General features: G+C 75.6%; 14 protein-coding genes and 2 pseudogenes. 10 read left to right on the top strand and 6 right to left on the bottom strand.

What is annotated here, in order from left to right; translation table 11 throughout:
- Positions 1-28: 28 nt before the first annotated feature.
- Positions 29-2,803: a malto-oligosyltrehalose synthase gene (gene treY, locus SCA03_RS28975; RefSeq protein ID WP_141275742.1), complete on the top strand. Its 2,775-nt coding sequence runs from the start codon at positions 29-31 to the stop codon at positions 2,801-2,803.
- A 55-nt stretch (positions 2,804-2,858) separates the two neighbouring features.
- Here the strand turns inward: treY and SCA03_RS28970 are convergent, their stop codons facing one another.
- The gene (locus SCA03_RS28970) at positions 2,859-3,860 is read right to left on the bottom strand and encodes a LysR family transcriptional regulator (RefSeq protein WP_086818369.1); all 1,002 of its coding nucleotides are present in this window, start codon (positions 3,858-3,860) and stop codon (positions 2,859-2,861) included.
- Between the two features lie 107 nt (positions 3,861-3,967).
- Between SCA03_RS28970 and SCA03_RS28965 the strand changes: the two genes are divergently transcribed.
- Together SCA03_RS28965 and treZ are read left to right on the top strand one after the other, a co-directional pair.
- Positions 3,968-5,461 (top strand): FAD-dependent oxidoreductase, encoded by a 1,494-nt coding sequence (locus SCA03_RS28965; RefSeq protein ID WP_141275741.1) that lies wholly within the window; start codon positions 3,968-3,970, stop codon positions 5,459-5,461.
- Positions 5,462-5,573: 112 nt separating this feature from the next.
- A complete protein-coding gene (gene treZ / locus SCA03_RS28960) occupies positions 5,574-7,346 on the top strand; it encodes a malto-oligosyltrehalose trehalohydrolase (protein WP_086816405.1) in 1,773 nt (590 codons plus the stop codon).
- Between the two features lie 223 nt (positions 7,347-7,569).
- On the opposite strand, the gene SCA03_RS28955 is transcribed toward treZ, so the two are convergent.
- The 5 genes and pseudogenes from SCA03_RS28955 to SCA03_RS28935 all read right to left on the bottom strand — a co-directional run bounded on the left by SCA03_RS28955 (position 7,570) and on the right by SCA03_RS28935 (position 13,270).
- A complete protein-coding gene (locus tag SCA03_RS28955) occupies positions 7,570-9,168 on the bottom strand; it encodes an MFS transporter (RefSeq protein WP_169729655.1) in 1,599 nt (532 codons plus the stop codon).
- Between the two features lie 528 nt (positions 9,169-9,696).
- On the bottom strand, positions 9,697-10,104 hold the full coding sequence (gene msrB / locus SCA03_RS28950) for a peptide-methionine (R)-S-oxide reductase MsrB (protein ID WP_030889218.1): 408 nt from the start codon (positions 10,102-10,104) through the stop codon (positions 9,697-9,699).
- An 80-nt stretch (positions 10,105-10,184) separates the two neighbouring features.
- Positions 10,185-11,597: a UDP-N-acetylmuramate--L-alanine ligase gene (murC, locus tag SCA03_RS28945; protein WP_030893770.1), complete on the bottom strand. Its 1,413-nt coding sequence runs from the start codon at positions 11,595-11,597 to the stop codon at positions 10,185-10,187.
- A 216-nt stretch (positions 11,598-11,813) separates the two neighbouring features.
- Positions 11,814-12,278: pseudogene (locus tag SCA03_RS28940) on the bottom strand (indole-3-glycerol phosphate synthase); the annotation flags it as partial.
- 170 nt (positions 12,279-12,448) lie between these two features.
- The gene (locus tag SCA03_RS28935; RefSeq protein WP_030889212.1) at positions 12,449-13,270 is read right to left on the bottom strand and encodes a pyrimidine reductase family protein; all 822 of its coding nucleotides are present in this window, start codon (positions 13,268-13,270) and stop codon (positions 12,449-12,451) included.
- Positions 13,271-13,334: 64 nt separating this feature from the next.
- Here SCA03_RS28935 and zapE point away from each other — a divergent pair, with 64 nt between their 5' ends.
- The 7 genes and pseudogenes from zapE to SCA03_RS28900 all read left to right on the top strand — a co-directional run bounded on the left by zapE (position 13,335) and on the right by SCA03_RS28900 (position 23,935).
- Positions 13,335-14,522, top strand: coding sequence for a cell division protein ZapE (gene zapE, locus SCA03_RS28930; RefSeq protein WP_086818293.1), 1,188 nt, complete (start codon positions 13,335-13,337; stop codon positions 14,520-14,522).
- Between the two features lie 139 nt (positions 14,523-14,661).
- A complete protein-coding gene (locus tag SCA03_RS28925; RefSeq protein ID WP_141275740.1) occupies positions 14,662-16,065 on the top strand; it encodes an alkaline phosphatase PhoX in 1,404 nt (467 codons plus the stop codon).
- A 76-nt stretch (positions 16,066-16,141) separates the two neighbouring features.
- Positions 16,142-16,858 (top strand): aminoacyl-tRNA hydrolase, encoded by a 717-nt coding sequence (locus SCA03_RS28920; protein WP_086817799.1) that lies wholly within the window; start codon positions 16,142-16,144, stop codon positions 16,856-16,858.
- A 313-nt stretch (positions 16,859-17,171) separates the two neighbouring features.
- Entirely contained in the window at positions 17,172-18,140 is a 969-nt protein-coding gene (locus tag SCA03_RS28915) for a zinc-binding dehydrogenase (RefSeq protein ID WP_086817800.1), read from the top strand.
- Between the two features lie 741 nt (positions 18,141-18,881).
- Positions 18,882-20,192, top strand: coding sequence for an RICIN domain-containing protein (locus SCA03_RS36555; protein WP_230988981.1), 1,311 nt, complete (start codon positions 18,882-18,884; stop codon positions 20,190-20,192).
- Between the two features lie 358 nt (positions 20,193-20,550).
- A pseudogene (locus SCA03_RS28905) lies at positions 20,551-21,877 on the top strand (MbnB/TglH/ChrH family RiPP precursor modification enzyme).
- A gap of 405 nt (positions 21,878-22,282) precedes the next feature.
- Positions 22,283-23,935, top strand: a complete 1,653-nt coding sequence (locus SCA03_RS28900; protein ID WP_371864004.1) for an alpha/beta hydrolase — start codon at positions 22,283-22,285, stop codon at positions 23,933-23,935.
- Positions 23,936-23,943 lie beyond the last annotated feature (8 nt).

The raw sequence follows: 23,943 nt of genomic DNA, 5'->3' as shown, positions 1-23,943 counted from the left end.
AAGGCACCGTCGCGGTACGTACGTTCGTATGACACGTGAGGGTGTTCCTCCCGCCGAGACCTCGGCCTCCGTCCCGCCGTCCGCCCCCGGATCAGCCCCCGGATCAGCCCCCGGATCAGCCCCGGGACCCGCCCCGGGAGCAGCCGCCGCGCCCGGCCCGGCCTCCGGTCCCGGCGCGGCCCCGCACTCGCTCCCGGGCCGGGGTGTCCCCGCGGCGCCGACGGCCACCTACCGCCTCCAGCTCCAGCCGGAGTTCCCGTTCGCCGCCGCCGAGCGCGCCGTTGCGTATCTGGCCGGGCTCGGCGTCTCGCATCTGCACCTCTCGCCCGTCCTGACGTCCGTGCCCGGCTCGCGGCACGGCTACGACGTCACCGACCACGGCACCGTCCGCGAGGAGCTGGGCGGCGAGCGGGGGCTGCGGCAGCTCGCGGCGACGGCGCACGGGCACGGGCTGGGACTGGTCGTCGACGTCGTGCCCAACCACATGGCCGTGCCGGAGGATCTGCGGCTCAACCAGCCGCTGTGGCAGACGCTGCGGGACGGCCCCTCCTCGCCCTGCGCACGCTGGTTCGACATCGACTGGGAGGCGGGCGGAGGGCGGGTGCTGCTTCCCGTCCTGGGGGAACGGCTGCACGAGGCGCTGCCGCTGCTCCGCGTCGAGGACGGCGTCCTGCGCTACGGGACGCGCGTCCTGCCGCTGCGGGAGGGCACCGCCCACCTCCCGATGGACCGGCTGTGCGAGGCCCAGCACTACCGGCTCGCCTGGTGGCGGCTGGCCCGCACGGAGCTGAACTACCGCCGCTTCTTCACCATTTCGGACCTCATCGCGGTACGGGTCGAGGACCCGGACGTGTTCGCCGCCACCCACCACAAGCTGCTCCAGCTGCTGCGCGAGGGCGTCGTGGACGGGCTGCGCGTCGACCACCCGGACGGGCTGGCCGACCCCGGCGACCATCTGCGGCGGCTGCACGCGGCGACCGGCGGCCGGTGGACGGTCGTGGAGAAGATCCTCTCCGACGGCGAGGCGCTGCCCCGGGACTGGCCGGTGGCCGGCACCACCGGCTACGACGCGCTGCGGCACCTCGACGGCCTCTTCACCGACCCGGCGGGCCACGAGCAACTCGCCGTCCTGCACCGGCGGTTCACCGGTGTACCGGACGACCGGGGCGGACGGTGGGCCGAGACCCGGCAGCGGGCGGCCCACCGCGTCGTCGTGCACGATCTCGCGGCCGAGGCGGAGCGGCTGACCCGCGCGGCGGCCCGCGCCTGCGCCGCCTCCGACGATCTCTCGCTGCGCGACCACGCGCCCTGGGCGCTGCGCGCCGCCCTGCGCGAACTGCTCGTCCGGCTGCCCGTCTACCGGCCGTACACGGGGGCCGGGCGGCCCCCGGGCGCGGGCGACGCGGTGCTGCTGGAGCGGGCGGCGGAGGGCGCGCACGCCGCGTTCCGGGTCCCGGAGGAGGCCGAGGCGGTGGACGCGGTACGCAAGCTCGCACTGGGCCTGGTGGACGGCTCGGCCGACGCACGGGAGTTCCCGGCCCGGTTCGCACAGCTGTCCTCGGCGCTGCGTGCCAAGTCCGTCGAGGACATGGCCTTCTACCGGTACACACCGCTGCTGTCCGCCTGCGAGGTCGGCTGCGAACCGGACCGCCCGGCCCTCGGGCCCGACGACTTCCACGCCTGCTGTGCCCGGCTCCAGCGCGACTGGCCGGCCTCGTCGACGGCGCTGTCCACCCACGACACCAAGCGCAGCGGCGACGCACGCGCGGCGCTGGCCCTCCTCACCGAGTGCCCGGAGGAGTGGGCCGCCCTGCTGGGCACGGCGGAACCGCCCGGGGCGGCCGAACCGGCCGGGACGAGGGAACCCGCCGGGGCGGCCGAACCGGCCGGAACGGCGGGGGTGTCCGGAGCGGCCGGGGCATCGGGGGCACCCGGAAACCCGGGAACCCCCAAAGCAGCCGGATCCCCCGGGGCGGCCGAGGCTCCCCGCGGGCAGGGCGCCGGGCCCCGGGCGCCCGACCGGCACACCGCGTGGACGTACTGGCAGACCGCCCTCGCCCTGGGCGTCTTCCCGCCGCCGCCCGACCGGTTGGTGCCCGTCCTGCTGAAGTCCGTACGCGAGGCCGGGCTGCGCACCACCTGGACCGAGCCGGACGCCGCGTACGAGGAGGCCGTCGCCCGGTACGCCGAGGAGGCGCCGCACGGGCCGGGCGCCGACGCGCTCCGCACGCTGGCCGACGCGCTCGCCCCGCATCTGCGCGCCAACGTGCTCGGCGCGGCGCTGCTGCATCTGACCATGCCGGGCGTGCCCGACCTGTACCAGGGCACCGAGCACGTCCGGCGCACCCTCGTCGACCCGGACAACCGGGCACCGGTGGCGTTCCCCGCGGCGGACGGCGACGGTGCGCCCGGGACGGCCGGCGGGCCCGGCGCGGTGCCGGAGCGGACGGCGCTGGACGCCGAGAAGGAGGCGCTGACGGTGACCGCGCTGCGGCTGCGGGCCCGCCACCCGGAGCTGTTCTCGGTCGCCGGCTCCTACCGGCCGCTGCGTCCGCAGGGCGAGAACGCCCGCCACTGCGTCGCGTTCGTCCGCTCCGGCGCCGTGCTGACCGCCGTCACCCGGCTGTCGCTGCGGCTCGCGGCGCGCGGCGGCTGGGGCAGCACCCGGCTCACGCTGCCGGACGGCGTCTGGCAGGACGCGCTCGCCCCGCACGACGCGCCCCGTGCCCTCCGCGGGGAGCAGGCACTCGACAGCCTGTTCGCCCGGGCTCCCGTCGCCCTGCTGGTCCGCACCGGCGACTGACCGCGCGAGGGCGGGGTCCCGCCCCGGCAGACGGTGGCCGCGCCGGTGCCCCGGCTCATCGACTCGGGTGCGCGAGCCCGGAGTCGAGCGCACCGGCCCCGGCCGCCCCGGCTCCGCCGGACCCGTCGGGGCCCGCGGGGCGCCGGGCCGCCCCGGAGTCCGCGGAACCGGCGCCGTCCGCCCTCTCGACCAGCAGGCGGACGAAGGCCGCGGCGGCGCCGCTCGGTTCGGAGCGGCAGTAGGCGGTCAGCGGCCGGCGCCACGGCGGGCCCACCCGCAGCAGTTGCCGTGCGGGGACGAAGCCCGGTGCCAGGTGCGCGGACATCATGCAGATGCCGGCCCCGGCGGCGGCCAGCCGTGCGGCCGTCGTCGGATGCTGGGCGCGCACGGCGGTACGCGGGGTGAAGCCCGCGCGCCGGCACACCAGGTCGAGGAAGGGCAGCCCGTCGATCCACGGCTCCATGCCGCAGCGCACCCAGCCCCGGTCGGCGAGCCGTTCCAGCGGCACCGGCCCGTCCGCGTCGGCGCCGCACAGCGGGTCGCCGGCGGGCACGACGAGCACGACCTCCTCCTCCCCGATCCGCCACACCGGCCCGTCCCAGTCGTCCCACCGGTAGCCGACGGCCAGATCCGCGATGCCGCGTGCCATCCGCTCGCGCAACTCGTCCTCGGTGGCGTACTCGTGCAGCCGCAGCAGCACCTCCGGGTGCCGCCCGCGCATCTCGGCGACGGGGGCCACCAGCGGTCCGACGGCGAGCCCGTGCACCGTGGCGATCTCCAGCTCGCCGCCCTCGGCGCCCGCAGCGGCGCGGGCGGCCCGGCGCGCCTGCCGGGCGCTGCGCACCGCGAGCTCGGCGTCCGGGAGGAAGGCCCGGCCCATCGGGGTGAGCCGCACCCCGCGCGGCAGCCGCTCCAACAGCGGCCCGCCGACGTCCCGTTCGAGGGCCTTGATCTGGTGGGAGAGCGCGGACTGGGTGACGTGCAGGGCCTCGGCGGCCCGGGTGAACGACGCCTCTTCGACGACGGTCACGAGGTATTCCATCTGCCGCAGGCTCACGGCTCCCCCTCCGCGTCACGGCCCCGGCCTCGCCATGACGGTTGTTCATCGCACGGATCGAAACATTGCGTTGGACCTCATGATGCGGCCGGGCGGAGGCTGGCGCCATGAGCGAGAACACCTCGGACGTGATCGTCATCGGTGGCGGGACCGGCGGCTACAGCACGGCCCTGCGCGCCGCTCACCTCGGGCTCGGCGTCACCCTCGTCGAGCGCGACGTGATCGGGGGCACCTGTCTGCACCGGGGCTGCATCCCCAGCAAGGCCATGCTGCACGCGGCCGAACTGGTCGACGGGGTCGCCGAGGCGCGGGAGCGGTGGGGAGTGAAGGCGACGCTCGACGGCGTCGACTGGGCGGCGCTGACCGCCACCCGCGACGGCATCGTCGCCCGCAACCACCGGGGCGTCGAGGAGCAGTTGGCCAGGGCCGGGGTCCGGGTGGTGCACGGCAGCGCCGAGCTGACCGGGCCGCGGAGCGTGCGGGTGAGCGGTGCGGAGCCGGGGGTGCTGCGGGCGCGCCGCGGCCTCGTCCTGGCCACGGGTTCCAGGCCGCGCACCCTGCCCGGCCTGGAACCGGACGGGCGGACCGTCGTCACCAGCGACGACGCCCTGTTCGCGCCGGGGCTGCCGCACAGCGTGCTGGTGCTGGGCGGGGGCGCCATCGGCGTGGAGTACGCCTCGTTCCACCGCTCCATGGGCGCCGAGGTCACCCTCGTCGAGGCGGCCGAGAGGCTGCTGCCGCTGGAGGACGAGGACGTGAGCCGCCATCTGACGCGGGCGCTGAAGAAGCGCGGCATCACCGTGCTGACGGGCGCCCGGCTGCTGGACGCGCAGACCGGCGAGAGCGGCAAGGGCAGCGAGAGTGACCGGGGCGGCCGGGGCGGCCGGGGCGGCCGGGGCGGCCGGGAAACCGTCACCGCGACGGTGCGTTCCGCGCGCGGCGGCGAGGCCACGTACACCGTGGAGCGGCTGCTGGTCGCGGTCGGCCGGGTACCGGTCACCGACGGGCTGGGTCTGGCCGCCGCGGGGCTGGCCACCGATGCGCGCGGCCATCTGGCACCGGCCGACTGGTCCCGGCTGGAGACGGCCGCCGGCGGGGTGCACGTCGTCGGCGATCTGCTGCCGCCGCCCAGCCTCGGCCTCGCCCACGCCTCCTTCGCCGAGGGCCTGTCGGCGGCCGAGACGCTGGCCGGGCGCGCCTCCCGGCCCGTCGACTACACGGCGGTGCCCCGGGTGACCTACTCCGGCCCGCAGACGGCCTCGGTCGGGCTGACCGAGGCGGAGGCCAGGGCCGCCGCCGGGCCCGGCGGGGAGGTGAGCGTCAATCTCATGCCGCTGACGGCCACCGCGAAGGGCATGGTGCACGGCCGGGGCGGCATGGTGAAGGCCGTGGCCGAACCGGGCGAGCAGGGGCGGGTGCTGGGCGTGCACATGGTCGGGCCGCACGTGTCCGAGCTGATCTCCGAGTCGCAGCTGACCGTGGCCTGGGACGCCTCGCCCGGGGACGTCGCCCGGCACATCCACGCGCACCCCACCCTCAGCGAGGCGGTCGGTGAGCTGCATCTGACGCTGGCGGGGCGCGGCCTCCACCAGCACACCTGATCCGCCGCGCGGCGCGGTGCCGTCCCGACGGGGGAGGACGGCACCGCCGGGCGGCGGGCGGGCCCGGCCGGTACCCGCCGGTTCCGGGCCCGCGCGCCGTTTAATGAACGGCATGCTGTTCGACGTGTGGGCACCCGACGCGCGGAAGGTCACGCTGCACGTGTCCGACGGCCCCGGGGCCGTGCCGGTATCCGTGCCGATGGCCCCCTCCCCCGTGCGGTCCGGCTGGTGGGAGGCCGAGGCGCCGGCCGGTGACGGCAGCCGGTACGGCTTCGCCGTCGACGACGGCCCGGTGCTGCCCGATCCGCGCTCCCGCCGGCAGCCCGAGGGCCCGGACGGGCCGAGCGCCGTCGTCGACCAGGACGCCCACGTCTGGCGCCGCCCGTGGCGCGGGCGCCCGCTGGCCGGCGCCGTCCTCTACGAGCTGCACGTGGGCACCTTCACCCGGGAGGGCACCTTCGCCGCGGCCGAGGAGCACCTCGGCCATCTGGCCCGCCTGGGCGTCACCCACATCGAGCTGATGCCCGTCTGCCCGTTCCCCGGCCGGCACGGCTGGGGCTACGACGGGGTCGCCCCGTGGGCGGTGCACGAGCCCTACGGCGGCCCGGCCGGGCTGAAACGGTTCGTGGACGCGGCACACGGGCACGGCCTGGGCGTCGTCCTCGACGTCGTCCACAACCATCTGGGGCCCGCCGGCAACCATCTGCCCGCGTTCGGGCCGTACTTCACCGACCGGCACCGCACCCCGTGGGGCCCGGCCGTCAACCTCGACGGGCCCGGCTCGGACGAGGTGCGCGCCTACTTCATCGGCAGCGCCCTGGCCTTCCTGCGCGACCACCGGCTCGACGGGCTGCGTCTGGACGCCGTGCACGCCCTGGCCGACGACCGCGCCGAACACTTCCTCGCCGAGCTGTCCGAGGCCGTCGACACGCTGGCCGCCACCACCGGCCGCCCCCTGTTCCTCGTCGCCGAGTCGGACCGCAACGACCCGCGCACCACGACCCCGCGCAGCGCGGGTGGCCTCGGCCTCCACGCCCAGTGGAACGACGACTTCCACCACGCGCTGCACACCGCGCTGACCGGCGAATCCCACGGCTACTACGCCGACTTCGCGCGCGACCCCCTCGGCGCCCTCGCCACCACCACGACCGACGCCTTCTTCCACGCCGGCACCTGGAGCAGCTTCCGCGGCCGGCGGCACGGGCTCCCCCTGCGGCGTCCCGGCGCGCCCCCGGTCGCCGCGCACCGCTTCCTCGCCTACGCGCAGACGCACGACCAGATCGGCAACCGCGCCCTCGGCGACCGGCTGGCGGCCGGCGTCCCGACCGGCGCACTGGCCTGCGCCGCCGCACTCGTCCTGCTCGGGCCCGGCACGCCCCTGCTGTTCATGGGCGAGGAGTGGGGAGCGCGCACCCCCTGGCAGTACTTCACCGACCACACCGACCCGGAGCTGGCCGAGGCCGTACGCCGGGGCAGGCGCCGGGAGTTCGCCGCGCACGGGTGGGAGGCCGACGACGTCCCCGACCCGCAGGACCCGGCCACCCGGGACCGCAGCTGCCTGGACTGGGCCGAACGCGACCGGCCCGGGCACCGCCGACTGCTCGACTGGTACCGCACGCTGACCGGCCTGCGGCACGCCCGGCCCCAGCTCGCCCGGGCCGTCCTCGGCGACGCACGGGTGGAGCGGGGGGACGGGGCGCGGGAGCGCTGGCTGCTGGTGCACAACGCCCCGCTGTACACGGCCGTCAACCTCGCACCGGACCGCCCCGCCACCCTCCGGCTGCCCTCCCGGCACACCACGCTGCTCGCCGCCTGGTCGGACGCCACCCACCTGGCCGGGGACGTGCTGGAGCTGCCCCCGCTCTCCGCCGCCGTGCTGACCTGAACCGCGCCGGCACCGTGAGCCGCGTCCGGACGGCCGGGCCGCGACGACGGGAACGTGCGGTCAGACCCGTGCCCGCGGCCCCGAACCGCGCGGGGTCGAGGCCGGAACAGGGGCAGGGGAAGCTCACCGGAGCATGGTGGCCGACGCCGCCGCGCCGTCGGCCCGCGCCCGGCGCCCCTCGGCGGCGCCCGGTGTCCGCCCGTACGGCGGCCGTCACCAGTCGTCACACGGGGTCGCCCCGCCGCCCGGCGGCACCGCACCGGACACCGCCGACGGGCGAGGAGGACGCCGCCGCTGGCTCGGGGCCCCACCCGCCCTCGGGCGGCGCGTCCCCGGTCGGTGCGGGGCGCGGGCGGCCGGAGCGGCTGCTGGAGGAGGGCAGGAAGGCGGCCGTCAGCAGTCCGAGCAGCGCGGCACCGGCGGCGATGAGGAACGCGGCGCGAAAGCCGGCCTGTGAGGGGACGGTGGTGTGTCCGACGGTGGTGGTCATCCGGGCGAGGACGACCCCGACGACGGCGCTGGACGTCGACGTGCCGATCGAACGCATCAGCGTGTTCAGCCCGTTGGCCGCCCCGGACTCCGAGGGGTCGACGGCGCCGAGTATCAGCGCGGGCATGGCGGAGTAGGCGATCCCGATGCCGATGCCGATGAGCACGGCCGTCACCACCGTCTGCCACACGGCGTCCATCAGCACCGTGCCCAGCAGATAGGCCGCCGCGAGCACGACCAGCCCCGCCATCAGCGACACCTTCGGGCCCCGGGCCCGCGAGAGCCGGGCCGAGAGCGAGGAGACGAGCATCATCGCGACACCCATCGGCGCCACGCACAGGCCCGCGACGACCATCGACTGCCCCAGCCCGAAGCCCGTCGCCGCCGGCAGCTGGAGCAGCTGCGGCAGTACCAGCGTGGCGGCGTAGAAGGCCAGACCGACCATGATCGAGGCGAGGTTGGTGAGCAGCACCTGCCGCCGTGCCGACGTCCGCAGGTCCACCAGCGGATCGCGTATCCGCAGCTCCATCAGCCCCCACAGCAGGAAGACGACGACGGCCACGCCGAACAGCCCGAGCACCGTGGGGCTCGTCCAGCCCCAGTCCCCGCCCTTGGACACCGGCAGCAGCAGCGCCACCAGGCCCGCCGAGAGCCCGATCGCCCCCAGCACATCGAAGCGTCCGGGCGTGCGCCGCGCCGACTCGGGGACCAGTGCCCGCACGAACGCCATGGCCAGCGCGCCGAGTCCGGCCGAGCCGAAGAACAGCATGTGCCAGTCGGTGTGCTGTGCGATGTACGCCGCCAGCGGCATGCCGAGCGCACCGCCGACGCCGAGCGACGAGCTCATGAACGCCATCGCCGACCCGAGCCGCTCGGGCGGCAGTTCGTCCCGCATGATGCCGATGCCCAGCGGGATGGCGCCCATCGCGAAGCCCTGGAGCGCCCGGCCGGCCACCATGGGCACCAGCTGCGAGGTGACGCCGCAGATCAGCGAGCCCAGCACCATCAGCCCCAGGCTCAGCAGCACGATCCGGCGCTTGCCGTACAGATCGCCGAGCCGCCCCATGATCGGGGTGGCGACGGCGCCGGACAGCAGCGTGGAGGTGATCACCCAGGAGGCGTTGGACGTCGACGTGCCCAGCAGCGTGGGCAGTTGGGCGACGATCGGGACGATCAGGGTCTGCATGACGGAGACCGAGATCCCGCCGAAGGCCAGCACCGGCACGAGCCACCGCCCGGCCGCCCGCCGCTCTCCGCTCCCGCCCCGGCGCCCGCCCGCGTCCTCGGCGGCAGCGCCCCCGCCGGCCGCCGTCCCGTGCCCGCCGGAGCTCATCGACACACTCTCCCCCACGCTCTCGCCCACCCCTGTCACTCGGCCTGTCTTCTGTTGTGCCGCCCCGCCCCGGCGCCCGCCGGGGCGGCCGGACCGATCCTTCCGGCCACAGCCGTACCGGGTGCAGCGTACAAATGAACTGGGCGCACACGTCCGGTATTCCGCCAGCCGGACCCCGAGTGCGGAGCCGGCGCCGTGCGCCGCCTCGCGCATCCCTCGCTCCCCCGCGGACACGACCGGGGCCCGGCGCCCGCCCGGCGGCCGGGCCCGGAATTCCCGGCGGTTTCCGGCCCTGATCGTTCTCCGCCCGCATGCGATCGCCGAGTACCGCTGCCTGCTCGTCCCTGTTCGCTCAGCTCCTGGACGGGGAACGGGAAATGGCGGGATCTGCACAATGCACAACGGCCGCCCGGAGCACGGCAGTCAACCACCGGCGCCGCCGGAGCCGTCCGCACGAAACGGGCCCGGCGGCGCGCCCGGTGTCGTTCCGGTACGCGCCACCGGGCCCGGGGCCGGTGCTGCGGTCTGTCACTCCCCGGCGGGCACCAGCCGCAGCGAGACGGAGTTGATGCAGTACCGCTGGTCCGTCGGCGTGGGGTAGCCCTCGCCCTCGAAGACATGGCCGAGGTGGGAACCGCACCGCGCACAGCGCACCTCGGTACGGACCATGCCCAGCGAGCGGTCGGTCAGCAGCTCCACGGCGTCCGAACCGGCCGGGTCGTAGAAGCTGGGCCAGCCGCAGTGGGAGGCGAACTTGGTGGCGGAGCGGAACAGTTCGGCCCCGCAGGCGCGGCACTCGTAGACGCCGGTGGTCTCGGTGTCGGTGTACTCACCGGTGAAGGGCCGCTCGGTGCCGCCCTCGCGCAGCACGTGGTACTCCTCCGGCGACAGCTCCGCCCGCCATTCTTCCTCAGGCTTGTCGATCTCGTACGGCATCTCGGCTCCTTCGTGCTCTTCGACGGCCGGCTCCCGCGCCCGGCGGCGCTCCGGCCGCTCCGGCGGTCCGGACGCGCCGGTCAGCCGGCCAGGGCGGCGAGAATGCGCGGCCCCAGCTCGGTCACGTCTCCCGCTCCCATGGTGAGAACGAGATCACCGGGCCCCGCCATTCCCGCGACGGCCTGCACGGCCTCCTCCGCCGAGCCGGCCGCGTTGACGGCGGCGCCCGCGGCGCGCGCGGCGTCGGTGATCAGCGCGCTGGTCACCCCGGGCACCGGGTCCTCCCGCGCCGGGTAGATGGGCAGCACGACCGAGCCGTCGGCCAGCGCCAGCGCCTCGCCCATCTCCTTGCCCAGCTCCTGGGTGCGGCTGAAGAGGTGCGGCTGGAAGAGGACCAGCACCCGGCCGGAGGCGCCGCCGCGGACGGCCTCCAGATCGGCGGTCATCTCCGTCGGGTGGTGCGCGTAGGAGTCGATGACCTGCACCCCCGCCTCCTCCCCGGTCAGCTGGAGGCGGCGCTTGACGCCGGTGTACGTGCCCAGCGCCTCGGCCAGCCGGTCGGCGGGGACGCCGAGCGCGGCGCCCGCGGTGAGGGCGGCCACGGCGTTGAGCGCGTAGTGCCGGCCGGGCACCGAGACGCCGAAGGTCAGCTCCCGCCCGTCGAGGACGACGGTGACCTCGCTGGTCAGCCCGCTCTGCGTGATCTTGAGGACCCGGACGTCGGCGTCCGCCGCCTCGCCGTACGTACGGACCGTGAGCGCCCGCTCCCCGGCGGCCCGGACCCGCCGGGTGAACTCACGGGCCCCTTCCTGGTCGGCGGAGACGACGAGGGTGCCGCCGTCGGTGATCCGCCCGGCGAAGGTCTCGAAGGACTCGTGGATCTCCTCCAGCGACGCGTAGTTGGCGTGGTGGTCCAGCTCGACGTTGAGGACGACGGCGACCTCGGGCGCGTACTTGTGGAAGCTGCGGTCGCTCTCGTCCGCCTCGGCGACGAAGATCTCCCCGCTGCCGTGGTGCGCGTTGGAGCCCGGCCCGGCGAGATCGCCGCCGATGGCGTAGGACGGGTCGAGGTCCAGGGCGCCGAGGGCCACGGCGAGCATGGAGGTCGTCGTCGTCTTGCCGTGGGTCCCGGCGACGGCCAGCGCCCTGCGGCTGCCCATCAGGGCGGCGAGCGCGTCCGAGCGGTGGACGACCGGCAGGCCGCGCCCGGTGGCCTCGGCCACCTCCGGGTTGTCGGCGCGGATCGCGCTGGAGACGACGACGGCCGTGGCGTCCGGCGCCAGGTGCGCGGCGTCGTGCCCGATGTGCACGGTGATCCCCAGCTCCCGCAGCGCGGCGGCCGTGGCCGACTCCCGCGCGTCGCTCCCGGCGACCCGCGCGCCCCGCCGCGCCAGGATCTTCGCGATTCCGGACATTCCCGCACCGCCGACGCCGACGAAGTGCGGACGCGTCAGGGGTGCGGGAATGTTCTCGGTGACGTCAGCTGCGGTCATACGTGCTTCTCCAGGCTCGGGCACAGGGCTCGGGGACCGTCCAACCCTATGCCGTCCGCACGCCCGGCGCGGTCAGCCCCCGGAGCCGGCCCCCGGCCCCCGCGGCTCCCCCGCGCCGCCGTCCCCGCCGTCGACGCCCCGGCGCCGCGCGTCCTCGTCGACCTGCACGCCGTCGGCGTCCTCGGCACCGGCCGCCTCGGCCGCCGCCACGTCCTCCTCGGTGTGCGCGAACAGCTTCAGCACCGGGACGCCCACCTTGTGCCGGGCCCGGGAGGCCCAGTCGCGGTGGAAGAACTCCTCGACCAGGTGCGGCGCCGTCAGCACGATGACCTCGTCGGCCGAGGTCTGCTGGACGAGCGAGGTGAGCAGGTCGAGCGGGCGGTCGCCGACGAGCTGCCCGACGGCCTGGGCACCGGCGTCCCGCAGACGCTTGAGGGAGAGCTCCAGGGCCCGCTCGGCGGGGCCGACGGCCTCGTTCCCCTCGGGCTCCTGGCGCTCGTGCACGGCCTCGTCCAGCTCTCCGAGCGCCACGTCGTCGAGCGCCCGCAACAGCCGGTCCTGGTCTCCGCGCGGCTGCATGAGGACGACGAAGGAGACGGGCTCCTCGCCGTGCAGCGTGGTGACCATCTCGACATCGGCGGACACCAGCGGCTTCTCGATCATCAACACGGTCGTGATCACGACGGGTGCCCCTCTCCTCCTCCGGGCCGGGCCCGAGGAATCTCCTCCCCGGAGGCCGGCCCCCGGGGAATCTCCACGGGGCCGCGGGCCCCGAAGAAACCATCCTTCATTCCCCCGTGCGCACGGGGCTGCGCTTGTCAGTCTGCCCAGCTTCGAGTAAACGGAACGTGTTATTCCGCTGATTGTCGGAACCGGCGGTAGCGCGTGAACAGAAAGCCGTCCTCCTCCAGCACGCCCGCCAGCGTGAAGTCGTCGGGCTCCGGGAGCGCCGGCCCCCGCATGGCCCGCGGCGCCTCCCCCACGGTCACCCGCGGCGAGAGGGACAGACACAACTCGTCCAGTACCCCGGCAGCGGCGAACTCGCCCAGCAGCGTCGGCCCGCCCTCGGTCAGCTGCCGCCGCAGACCCCGCTCGGCGAGCGCCGCCGGCACCCGCGCCGGGTCCGCGGCATCGCCCTCCCCGGCGAAGACCACCTCCGCGCCCGCCGCCCTGGCCCGCTCCACCCGGTCGTCGGGGGCGCACTCACCGGTCACCACCAGGGTCGGCACCACCGGCTCGGTGAACAGCGGCGCCGAGAAGTCCAGCTCCAGACTGGCCGAGACGACCGCGATCGCCGGAGCCGGCGCCTGGCCGGCCTCCGCCCGCCGGTCGGCGAAGACGGCCCGCGCCCGGGCCGGCCGGTAGCCCTCCAGCCGGACCGTCTGCGCCCCGACGACCACCACGTCCGCCAGCCCCCGCAGCACCCCGAAGATCCACATGTCGGACCGGGACGACAGCGGCTGGGAGCGTCCGCCGTGGCTGATGGCCCCGTCCAGCGAGGCCACCATGTTGCCCCGCAGCCATGCGCCGTCGGCGCCCTCGGCGAGCGGCGGGTAGGCGTACTCGTCCGCGATCTCCTCGATGCTCCACTCCGGGTCGCCGGGCGCGGTGGCCGGTACGGCGGCGGAGCCGGGGGCAGCGGCTGCTGAGCTGGATGGGAACAGGCGTCGCATGAGCCGCAGTGTGGCACGGAGCACGTCCGGCGGCCCGCACACCCCGGGAACCCGGCCGACTAGCATGACAATCGTGTCAACCACCGAAACGCGCCTTTCCGCAGCCGGCAGCACACCCGGAACCGAGGACGCCGCGGTCCCCGGAGCCCGGGACGACGACGCCCCGCACGGCACCGCCGGCGCCCTCGACGCCGACGGCACCGCCGGTCCGGCCGCGCTGACGGCCCGCACCCCGCACGTCCCGGCGCAGCAGCTCGTCGCCGCGATGGTGCCGCCCCCGCGTTTCGACTCCGTCCGGTTCTCCACCTACGTCCCCGATCCCCAACAGCCCAGCCAGGCCGAGGCGGTGCGGGTGCTGAGCGGGTTCGCCGGGTCGCTGGGCGGGGCCCGGGACGCGGGCAGCCGCAGGCGCTGGTTCCGGCGCGCACGGCGCGAGGCGGCGCCCACCGGGCCGCAGGGCGTCTACCTCGACGGCGGCTACGGCGTCGGCAAGACCCATCTGCTCGCCTCGCTCTGGCACGCGGCGCCCGCGGCCCCCGAGCGCAAGGCGTTCGGCACCTTCGTCGAGCTGACGAACCTCGTCGGGGCGCTCGGCTTCCAGCAGACCGTGCAGACGCTCGGCACGCACCAGCTGCTGTGCATCGACGAGTTCGAGCTGGACGACCCGGGCGACACCGTCCTGGTCTCCACGCTCCTGGCGCGCCTCGTCGAGCAGGGCGTCGCGCTCGCCGCCACCTCCAACACGCTGCCCGGCAAGCTCGGTGAGGGCCGGTTCGCCGCCGCCGACTTCCTGCGCGAGATACAGGGGCTCTCGGCGCATTTCCGCACCCTGCGCATCGACGGCGAGGACTACCGCCACCGCGGACTGCCGCAGGCACCCGAGCCGTTCACCGACGAGCAGGTCGCCCGCGCCGCGCACACCGCTCCGGGCGCCTCGCTCGACGCCTTCCCCGCGCTGCTCGACCACCTCTCCCGCGTCCACCCGAGCCGCTACGGCGCGCTCGTCCGGGACATCGGCGCGGTCTGCCTCACCGGGGTCACGCCCGTGCCGGACCAGTCGACGGCGCTGCGTCTCGTGGTGCTCGCCGACCGGCTCTACGACCGGGAGGTGCCGGTGGTGGCCTCCGGCGTCCCCTTCGACGCACTGTTCGGCGAGGACATGCTCAAGGGCGGCTACCGCAAGAAGTACTACCGGGCGATATCCCGGCTCACGGCGCTGGCGCGGGACGCGGAGAAGCTGGTCGGCGACTGACGGCACGGCCGGCGGCCCGGCGGTCACGCGCGCCGCCGGCGACGGCGGCCGACGCGGGTGGCTCCCGGGCGCTGGGCGCCCGGCGTGACGCGTGGTACACACACCGGGTCACCTGTCCGCCAACAGGGAGTGTGCCCGTATGTCCACGACACGACGGCAAGCACTGGCGAGAACCGGCGCGCTGGGGGCGGCTGTCGCCTTCAGCGGCGCCCTGACCGAACTGTTCGCCGGGACGGCGACGGCGCAGGCAACCGGTGGCCGCGCCGGCTACGGCCCCCTCGTCCCCGACCCCCGCCGACTCCTCGACCTGCCCAAGGGGTTCCGCTACTCGGTGCTCTCCCGCGAAGGCGAACCGATGCGCTCCGGGCAGGGCCCCGTACCCAGCAACTGCGACGGCATGGCCGCGTTCCCCGCCCGCCCCGCTCCCGGCTCCCGCCCGGGCCGCCACCGCCGCGCCGCCACCTGCCTGGTGCGCAACCACGAGAACCGCATGGACGGACGCGTTCCGGTGCCCACGGCCGAGGACGTCACCTACGACCCGGCGGCCAAGGGCGGCTGCACCGTCCTCGAACTCGACCGGGACAACGACGTCCTGGAGGAGTACGTCGGCATCGCCGGCACCTCCACCAACTGCGCCGGCGGCCCGAGCCTCTGGGGCACCTGGCTCACCTGCGAGGAGACCGAGTACCGGGCCGGCGAGGAGGGCTACACCAAGGACCACGGCTTCGTCTTCGAGGTCGGCTTCGACCCGCGGCGGCCCACCTCCGTCGAACCGCTGACGGCGATGGGCCGCTTCCAGCACGAGGCCGTCGCCTTCGACCCGCGCAGCGGCGTCGTCTACGAGACCGAGGACGCCTTCGACAAGCCGTTCGGCCTCTTCTACCGCTTCCTGCCCGCCAAGCCCCGGGGCGGCCCCGGCTCCCTGCACGCCGGCGGACGGCTGGAGGCCATGCGCGTCCCGGGCGTGCCGGATCTGTCCACCGTCACCGAGCCGGGCACCGCCTTCGACGGCATCGAATGGATCGAGGTGCCCGACCCCCTGGCGAAGGAGACCCCCGTCCGCTTCCAGGACTTCGGCAAGGGCGGCATCACCCACGCGCAGAAGCTGGAGGGCTGCTACTGGGGCGGCACCTGCGTCTACTTCGTCTCCAGCTACGCGCGCAGCTCCGAGGGCTCGAAGGGCGACCACTTCGGGCAGATCTGGCGGTACGACCCGGCGCGCCGGCGCCTCACGCTCGTCGTCGTCTTCGGCCCGGGAACGGACGTCGAACTGCCGGGCGAGTCGCCCGACAACATCTGCCTCGCGCCCAGCGGCGGGCTGATGGTGTGCGAGGACGGCGACGGCGCACAGCACGTCTTCGGGCTGACCCGGCACGGCACCGTCTACCCGATGGCGCGGGGCGCGCAGAACATCGGCACCGAGGACGAGCCCAAGTGGGGCGAGTTCGCCGGGGTCACCTTCTCGCCCGACCAGCGCACGATGTTCGTCAACTGCTACGAACCGGGCACGACCTTCGCCGTCACCGGTCCCTGGCACCACTGACCCGCCGTCCGCCCCGCCCCTCCGGACGCCGCCGGGCGACGGAGGGGCGGGGCGGCGCCACTGGCACACTGGCCGGGTGAACGAGGAACAACCGGCCGAGACGGACAAGTACGTTCTCCCCCTCGTCGTCCGCCTGGAGCGGACGGCCCCACCGGCCAGGACGGCAGCGCTGGAGACGGCGGCCCGCGCCGTCCTCACCCTGCTCGGCGACCCGCGGACGACCCGGACCGACGGCGCGTGGCACGAGCGCGTACGGCTGTGGGAGGAGCGGGGGATCCGCAAGGTGGTCCGACGGGCGCGGGGCGCCGAGTGGCGGCGGGTGCAGCCGCTGGAGGGGATCACGCTCGGCGGAGAAGCGGGCGAGGACGCCGGGGACGCCGAGGGCTTCGAGAACGCCGCGCAGGTGCGGGTGTTCCCGCCCGTGCCGTTGGACGGCTGGCCGCACGAGCTGGCGCGGCTCCAGGTCTCCGGGACGGAGCTGAGCGATCCCGCGCCGCCGCCCCCGCCGGCGGCCGGTACGCCCCTGCTGTGGCTCCACCCGGAGCTGCGGATGTCGGCCGGCAAGGCCATGGCACAGGCCGGCCACGGCGCCCAGCTCGCCTGGTGGGACCTGACGGCGGCCGACCGTGCCGCTTGGCAGGAGGCCGGCTTCCCGCTGGCCGTCCGCCCGGCGCGGGACGCGGCGCACTGGCGCGAACTGGTCGGCTCCGGGCGGCCCGTGGTGGAGGACGCCGGGTTCACGGAGATCGCGCCGGGCCCGACCGTCGCCGTGGAGTGGCACTGGCCGAGGTGACGACCGGAACGCCGCCCGGGGTGCCGTCGATGACCTCCACGACGGCACCCCGGGCGGTGTCGCGCGTGGTGCCCCGCTCGGTGACCGGATCGGCGTCCCGCTCGATGACCCGATCGGCGTCCCGCGCGATGACCGGATCGGTGTCCCGCTCGGCGTCCCGCTCGGTTGTGAGACAACCTGCCGGCCGCCGCTCTCACTTCGGTCCGCCGGACGGGGGCGCCGCCTAGCGTCCGGGACGGAGGCTCCATCCGAGCCCCCCGGGCGCCCGGCCGCAGGGCCAGCGCCCGACCGTCACGAGAACGTGGAGACGACAGTGAAGGCCGTTGCGATCCGGACGTTCGGAGCCCCCGAGGGGCTGGCCGTCATCGATCTGCCGGTGCCCGCACCCGAAGCGGGGCAGGTGCTGATCGCCACCGAGGCGGCGGGCGTCGGCGGTGTCGACGCCGTGATCCGCCGCGGGACCCTGGCCGGGCACGGCTTCCCGGAAGGCTATGTTCCGGGCGCCGAGGTGGCCGGCACCGTCACGGCGGTGGGCCCCGGCGTCGACCCGGCGTGGACCGGCCGACGGGTGTGGGGGTTCACCGGAGGCGTCACCGGCGGCGGCTACGCCGAGTACGCCGTCGCCGCCGCCGAGGAGCTGGTGGCGCTGCCCGAGGGGCTGTCCGCCGTCGACGCGGTGGGGCTCGGCAACTCCGGCATGACGGCTCACTTCGCGCTGCGCCGCGCCCGGTTCACCCCCGGCGAGACCGTCCTGATCCGTGGCGCCGCCGGGAGCATCGGGATCCCGGCCGTGCAGCTGGCGGCCCGGGGCGGTGCCGCCGCCGTGGCGGTCACGACCTCGTCGGCCGAGCGCGGCGAGCGGCTGCGCCGGCTCGGCGCGACCCATGTGCTGGACCGCTCCGGCGAAGGCGGGCAGGACGCGCCGGACGAGTACGACGTGATCATCGATGTCGTCGCGGGCGAGGCCATGCCGGCGTTCCTCGGCCGGCTCGCCGCCGACGGCCGCATGGTGGCCGTCGGCGTGGTCGGCGGCCCACCGCCCGCGGACCTCGGGGCCGCGCTGATGGCGACCTTCCGCAAGTCCCCGACCCTGGCGGCCTTCAGCGCGGACACCGTCCCCCCGGCCGACCGGCAGGCCGTCCGCAACGAGCAGTTCGCCGCGGCCGCGCGCGGCACGTTCCAGACGGTGGTGCACGAAGTGCTGCCGCTGGACGAGGCGGTGACGGCCCACCGCAAACTGGACACAGGCGAGGTCTTCGGCCGCATCGCCTTGACACCCTGACGCTTCGACACCTCGACGCCTCAACGCCTCGATGCCTCGACGCCTCGACGCCTTGAGCCCCTGACGCCTTGCCTCCTCGGACGCCTGACGCCTGGCACACGGCACCTGGCACCGCGACGAGCCGCGCCCCGACGTTCTGACGCACGGCGCCTGGAAGCCCGGACGCTCTGTCGCCCGGCGCCTGGCACACGGCGCCTGGACGCACGGGTACCCGTACGCGCTGACGCCCGACGCCCTGATGCCTTGGGGCTGATGCCTGGCGTCCGGCGCATTGAAGCCCGCACGCGCTGACGCCTGTCGCCTGGCACACGGCGCCCGGACTGCTGGCGGCCGGACGCCCGACCTCACGCCCGGCCGTCCGGACCGGGCCTCTCCCCCAGCGCTCTGCCCGGCCCTCCACCCGGCGCTCCCCGCCACCACACCGCCCGCACCGCACCGCGCCCTGCCCCCGGCTCTGTCCAACGCCCGACGCCCAACGCCCAGCGAGGAAGCGCCCAGCGCGCAGCGCCCGGCGCCGGGCCGCCATGGTCCCCCCGTACACGACCATGGCGGCGCCGGCGTCGGCCCGGGCGGCAACCAGGGTGCGGCGCGCGGGGCGCGGGCACAACGGAGGCCGGGTGTCCCGGACAGCGGTGGATCATCCACGCTGGTCAGCGCGGTGTCCGGATCGTGTCCCGGACGGCGGACGCATGGCGGAATCCGCTGTTGCCGTTGCGTCCGGGCCGCAGCAGGATGACGTCCGTGGGGAACCTCGGGGACGTTTCGCCGCACCACGCCCTCGACGCCGCCGGCCTGGTCGCGTCGATGCGACGGCTCAAGGAGCTGTCGGGGCTCACCTACCGGGAGCTGGAAGAGCGCGCCGCCCGCAACGGCGACGTGCTGGCACGCAGCACGCTGGCCGGAACCCTGCACCGGACGGGCCTGCCGCGCCCGGAGGTGCTGGCCGCCTTCGTGCGCGCCTGCGGGGACGGCGCCCGGCTCGCCGCCTGGCTGGAGGCCAGGGAGCGGATCGCCACCGGCGCCGCGACCGGCACAACCCCTGAAACCGGAACGAGAACCGGAACGGGAACCGGAACTGGCACCGGAACCGGCACCGGCACGGCCGACATCGCCGCCCCCGTCGGCGCCCCCGTCGCACCCGGCGTCGCACCCGTCGAAGGCGTCGCACCCGGCGACGGACACAGCGACGGACACGGACACGGCGCAGGGCCTGACGCGGCCACCGTCAGCGGCACCGCCGCCGACGCGGACGTCGCCACCACCGGCGCGGACGCCGCCCCCGCCGACGCAGACGTCGCCACCGCCGGCGCGCACCGCAGCGCCGACGCCGTACCGGCCGCGCGTCCGCCCGGGACCGCCCCGCCGCCGGAGCGGGCGTCCGGCGGCCCGCGGCGGCGCGGCAGGGGCCGCCGCGTCCTGGTCGCGGCCGGGCTCGCGCTCCCGCTGCTCGCGCTGCTCGCCTGGGGGTTGGCCCCCACGGGCCGGGACGCCACCGGCACACCGGCCGCCGCGGCCTCCGCCTCACGGCCCCCGTCCGACGGCTGGGTCACCATCCGTCCCGCCCGTGCGCCGCGGCTGTGCCTGACCGACGGCCGCGCCCGCAACGGCGCCTACGAGAGCGCCGTCGCCGTCCAACGCCCGTGCGACCGGGCGCCGGTGCCGCGCACCTATCTCGAACCGGCCGGTGCGGGGCTGTACCGCATCCAGTGGCACCACCCCCAGGAGGGCAAGGGCTGTCTGACGGTCATGACAGGCGGCCCGGTCAAGGGCATGCTCGAACCGCGGAACGACTGCACGCAGGCCACCTTGTTCCGCCTGGAACCCCGCACAGCGGACAGCCCGGACGACACCGACAGCGGCGATGGGTCAGGTGAAGCCGACAAAGCGGTCAGTGCGGACGGCGCCGGGCGGGCGGAGGCGTACCGGCTGCGTTCGGCCACCACCCACCGGTGCATCGGTTTCGCGCGGAACGCCACGGGAGAGGGCGCCGAGGCGGTCGAGGAGCGCTGCTCCTCCGCGTCCGACCAGGGCTTCCTGATCCGCGAGGGCTGATCCGGGCCGACGCCGACGCCCCGGGGCCGGACCGTCCGAAGCTCAAATCATGCTCTGAACAACAGGGTTCGGGGATTCGCGTCGCCTCCGGCGAGGAAAGCGCTCTGCACCACGGACAACAGCGCCGCGCGCGGCAGCACCACGGGCACACCGGTCCCGCTCGCCCGCCACGGCCGTACGAGAGCAGGAACCGCGTCCCCCGTGCCGGGAACGACAAGGGTGCCGGGAACGACAAGGGTGCCGGGAGGGCCGGGAGCACCGGGGACGCACACCGCCGCCGGCGACGGCCGCGGTACGGGGGAGACACCCGTGGCACGCCGACGGGTGAGTTGGGGGGAGGAGCCCTTCGATGGAGCGCATGGCACGGCTCGGAACGGGCATCGGCTGGCGGCCGGAGATCGCCGAGGCCGTCGAGGATCCCGAGGCGCTCGGGGACATCGACTGGGTCGAGGTGGTGGCCGAGAACATCTGCCCCGGCCATCTGCCGGCCCCGCTGCTGCGGCTGCGCGAGCGCGGCGTCACCGTCGTACCGCACGGTGTCGGTCTCGGCCTCGGCGGCGCCGAACGGCCGGACGCCGCACGGCTGGCGGCGCTCGCCGAACGGGCGACGGAGCTGGGCTCCCCGCTGGTCACCGAGCACATCGCCTTCGTCCGCGCGGGCGGCCCCGGCACGCGCGCACCGCGGATGGAGGCCGGGCATCTGCTGCCGGTGCCGCGTACCCGGGACGCGCTGGAGGTGCTGTGCGAGAACGTGCGCATCGCCCAGGACGCGCTGCCGGTCCCGCTGGCACTGGAGAACATCGCCGCGCTGTTCTCCTGGCCCGGCGACGAGATGAGCGAGGGCGCCTTCCTCGCGGAGCTGGTGGAGCGCACCGGGGTGCGCCTGCTCATCGACGTGGCGAATCTGCACACCAACCACGTCAACCGCGGCGAGGACCCGGCCGAGGCGCTGGCCGCCCTGCCGGTGGAGGCCCTCGCCTACGTCCATGTGGCCGGCGGCGTCGAACGCGACGGCGTCTGGCACGACACCCACGCGCACCCCGTGCCGCACCGGGTGCTGGAGATCCTCGCCGCTCTGTGCCGGCGCGCCGCACCACCGGGTGTGCTGCTGGAACGGGACGAGAACTTCCCCGCACCGGCCGAACTGGCCGCCGAGCTGGCGGCGATCCGGCACACCGTCCGCACGGCCGCGCCCGCGGCCGGCGCCCTGCCCGCCCACCCGGAGGGGTCCCGCGCCACGGGGCCCGTCCGCACCGACCCGAAGGAGGCCACCCATGTCTGACGCCGCACGCGCCCGCCTCGCCCACCGGCAGACGGACCTGCTCTCCGCACTGGTCGCCGGCGCACCGGCCCCCGACGGCTTCGACGCCGCACGGCTGGACGTCCAGGCCGGGGCGCTGCGCGCCAAGCGCGCCGACGTCGTCGCCAAGGTCGCGCCGGAGCTGCCCGAGATCCTCGGCACGGCCCGTTTCCGCTCCGAGTTCACCGAGTACGCCGCCGGCCACCCGATGAACGCCAACTACCGTGCCGACGCACTGAACTTCGCCGCGCATCTGCTCGCCGAGCGCGCACTGGAGATCGGTGTGCGGCGCGCCCTGCGCCAGTGGTACCGCGAGCGCTCCGGCCCGGTGCCGCTGCCCCGCTCCCCGCTCGCCCGGCTCCTCCACCTGGCCCGCTACCGCTGACGGCGCACACGGCCGTGTGCCGGGCCACGGGAACGCCCCGGGCCCGGCACGCCCTCGCGGGCCCATCCGGGCGACGCCCCTCGAATGGCGCTTTACTCCGGCAGATCATCAGCTGAACATCCGGAACAGGCTCGGCCCGTCGCCGCCACCGACGTGCCCGGGGACCGGCCGGCGAACGCCCGGGGCCACAGCCCGGGGAACGTCCCACGGCACACCGCGAAAGAGCACTGCCGACCGGTGGGGCCCGGCGGGACCCGGTGAGCTTTGGTGCGAACCGCCGGAGAACGCCGAGCGCACCGAGCACGCCGAGGAACGCCGGAGAAAGCCCGGGAACGCCGAAGAACGCCGACGAACGCCGAGGAACACCGACGAACGCCGAGGAACACCGAGGAACGGGGAATGGCCGTGCGCACAGCAGCGACCCCTTGCACAGCCGGTGTGCTGGCTCTCACGCTGGCCGTCGCCGTACCGTCCGCCGCGGCCGCGCTGCCCGCGCCCCCACCGGGCGCCCCCGGCGTGCCGGGCGGCGGCGCACCCGCCGACGAGGCGGACCGGTCGCCGGGCGTGCTGGCCGCGGCGCACGAGGCCGCGGCCGAGGGGATCGACTGGCGCAGATGCCCGGCGGCCGAGCGGCTGCCGTCCCCCGTGGAGTGCGGCACGGTGCGGGTGCCCGTCGACTACGCCCGGCCACGGGGCGAGCGGATCCGGCTGACGGTCAGCCGGATGCCCGCCACCGGGCCGGCCCGCGCCCGCCAGGGCGCGCTCGTCTACAACCCGGGCGGCCCGGGCGGCAACGGTATGAGCTTCCCGCTGTACGGCAAGCAGGTCGGCGGGGTCTACAAGCGCCTCAACGCGGCCTACGACCTGATCGGTTACGCCCCACGCGGGGTGGGCCGTTCGGCGCCGCTGTCCTGCCAGGACCCGAAGGAGTTCTGGCGCGGCCCCAACCCGTCCCCGGTGCACCCCTCGGAGGCGTTCAAGCAGCGGAAGCGCGAGCGCGCCCGGTCCTACGCCGAGGGCTGCGCCCGGGCGCAGGGCGACCGGCTGCGGCACTACACGACGCCGAACAACGCCCGCGACCTGGACGTGCTGCGGGCCGCGCTGGGTGAGCGCCGGCTGAACTTCCTCGGCGTCTCCTACGGCACGTACATCGGTTCGGTGTACGCGACGCTCTTCCCGGGCCACGTCCGGCGGCTCGTCCTGGACAGCGTCGTCGACCCGTCACCGCACAACATCTGGTACCGCGCGAACCTGGACCAGAACCTGGGCTTCGAACGCCGCTGGAACGACTGGAAGAAGTGGACGGCGAAGCACGACGACGTCTACGGCCTGGGCCGCACCGCCCGCCAGGTGCAGTCCCGGTTCGACGCGGCGCGCGCCTCCGTCGCCCGCTCCCCCGCCGGCGGCACCGTCGGCCCGAAGGAGCTGCTGAACGCCTTCCTCGACACCGGCTACAGCGACACGGCCTGGCCCCGGCACGCCGAGGCGCTGGCGCGCTTCGGCAAGGGCGACGAGCGGCCGCTGGTGAAGCTGGCGGCGCCGGATCCGTCGAAGGCGGTGAGCGAGGAGAACGGCAACGCCGTCTACAACGCCGTCGAGTGCGGGGACGCGCCCTGGCCGCGCGACTGGCCGACCTGGGACCGGGACAACACGGCCTCGGCGGCCGTCGCCCCGTTCGAGACGTGGGACAACGCGTGGATGAACCTGCCGTGCGCCTACTGGAAGACTCCCTCGTCCCGGCCGCTGGAGGTGCGGACGACGCCGGGACAGCTGCCGCCGGTGCTGCTGGTGGCCGCCACCCGGGACGGTGCCACGCCGTACAGCGGCGCCCTGGAGACCCGACGGCGGCTGGCCGGCTCGTCGTTGGTGACCGAGCGCGGTGCCGGCCAGCACGGCGTCACGGGCGGCAACCGCTGTGTGGACGCCCATGTGGAGCGCTATCTGCTGACGGGCAAGGTCCCCGGCGACCGGGCCGACTGCGCCCCGCGCCCCGAGCCGCGCCCGGACGGCGCCCGCGCCCGGACGGTGCCGACGTCCAACTCCCGGGCGGCCCGCTGATCCGGCGG

Origin of the sequence: Streptomyces cacaoi (genome assembly GCF_006539165.1) — a bacterium.
Classification (GTDB): domain Bacteria; phylum Actinomycetota; class Actinomycetes; order Streptomycetales; family Streptomycetaceae; genus Streptomyces; species Streptomyces cacaoi.
The sequence above is the reverse complement of the archived record's forward strand: the minus strand, read 5'-3'. Positions and strand labels throughout refer to the sequence as shown.

What these genes read in the sequence shown, in the direction of transcription:
- treY (WP_141275742.1), top strand. Translation starts at nt 29, where the DNA reads ATGACACGTGAGGGTGTTCCTCCCGCCGAGACCTCGGCCTCCGTCCCG.
- SCA03_RS28965 (WP_141275741.1), top strand. Translation starts at nt 3,968, where the DNA reads ATGAGCGAGAACACCTCGGACGTGATCGTCATCGGTGGCGGGACCGGC.
- treZ (WP_086816405.1), top strand. Translation starts at nt 5,574, where the DNA reads ATGCTGTTCGACGTGTGGGCACCCGACGCGCGGAAGGTCACGCTGCAC.
- SCA03_RS28955 (WP_169729655.1), bottom strand. Translation starts at nt 9,168, where the DNA reads ATGAGCTCCGGCGGGCACGGGACGGCGGCCGGCGGGGGCGCTGCCGCC.
- msrB (WP_030889218.1), bottom strand. Translation starts at nt 10,104, where the DNA reads ATGCCGTACGAGATCGACAAGCCTGAGGAAGAATGGCGGGCGGAGCTG.
- murC (WP_030893770.1), bottom strand. Translation starts at nt 11,597, where the DNA reads ATGACCGCAGCTGACGTCACCGAGAACATTCCCGCACCCCTGACGCGT.
- SCA03_RS28935 (WP_030889212.1), bottom strand. Translation starts at nt 13,270, where the DNA reads ATGCGACGCCTGTTCCCATCCAGCTCAGCAGCCGCTGCCCCCGGCTCC.
- zapE (WP_086818293.1), top strand. Translation starts at nt 13,335, where the DNA reads ATGACAATCGTGTCAACCACCGAAACGCGCCTTTCCGCAGCCGGCAGC.
- SCA03_RS28925 (WP_141275740.1), top strand. Translation starts at nt 14,662, where the DNA reads ATGTCCACGACACGACGGCAAGCACTGGCGAGAACCGGCGCGCTGGGG.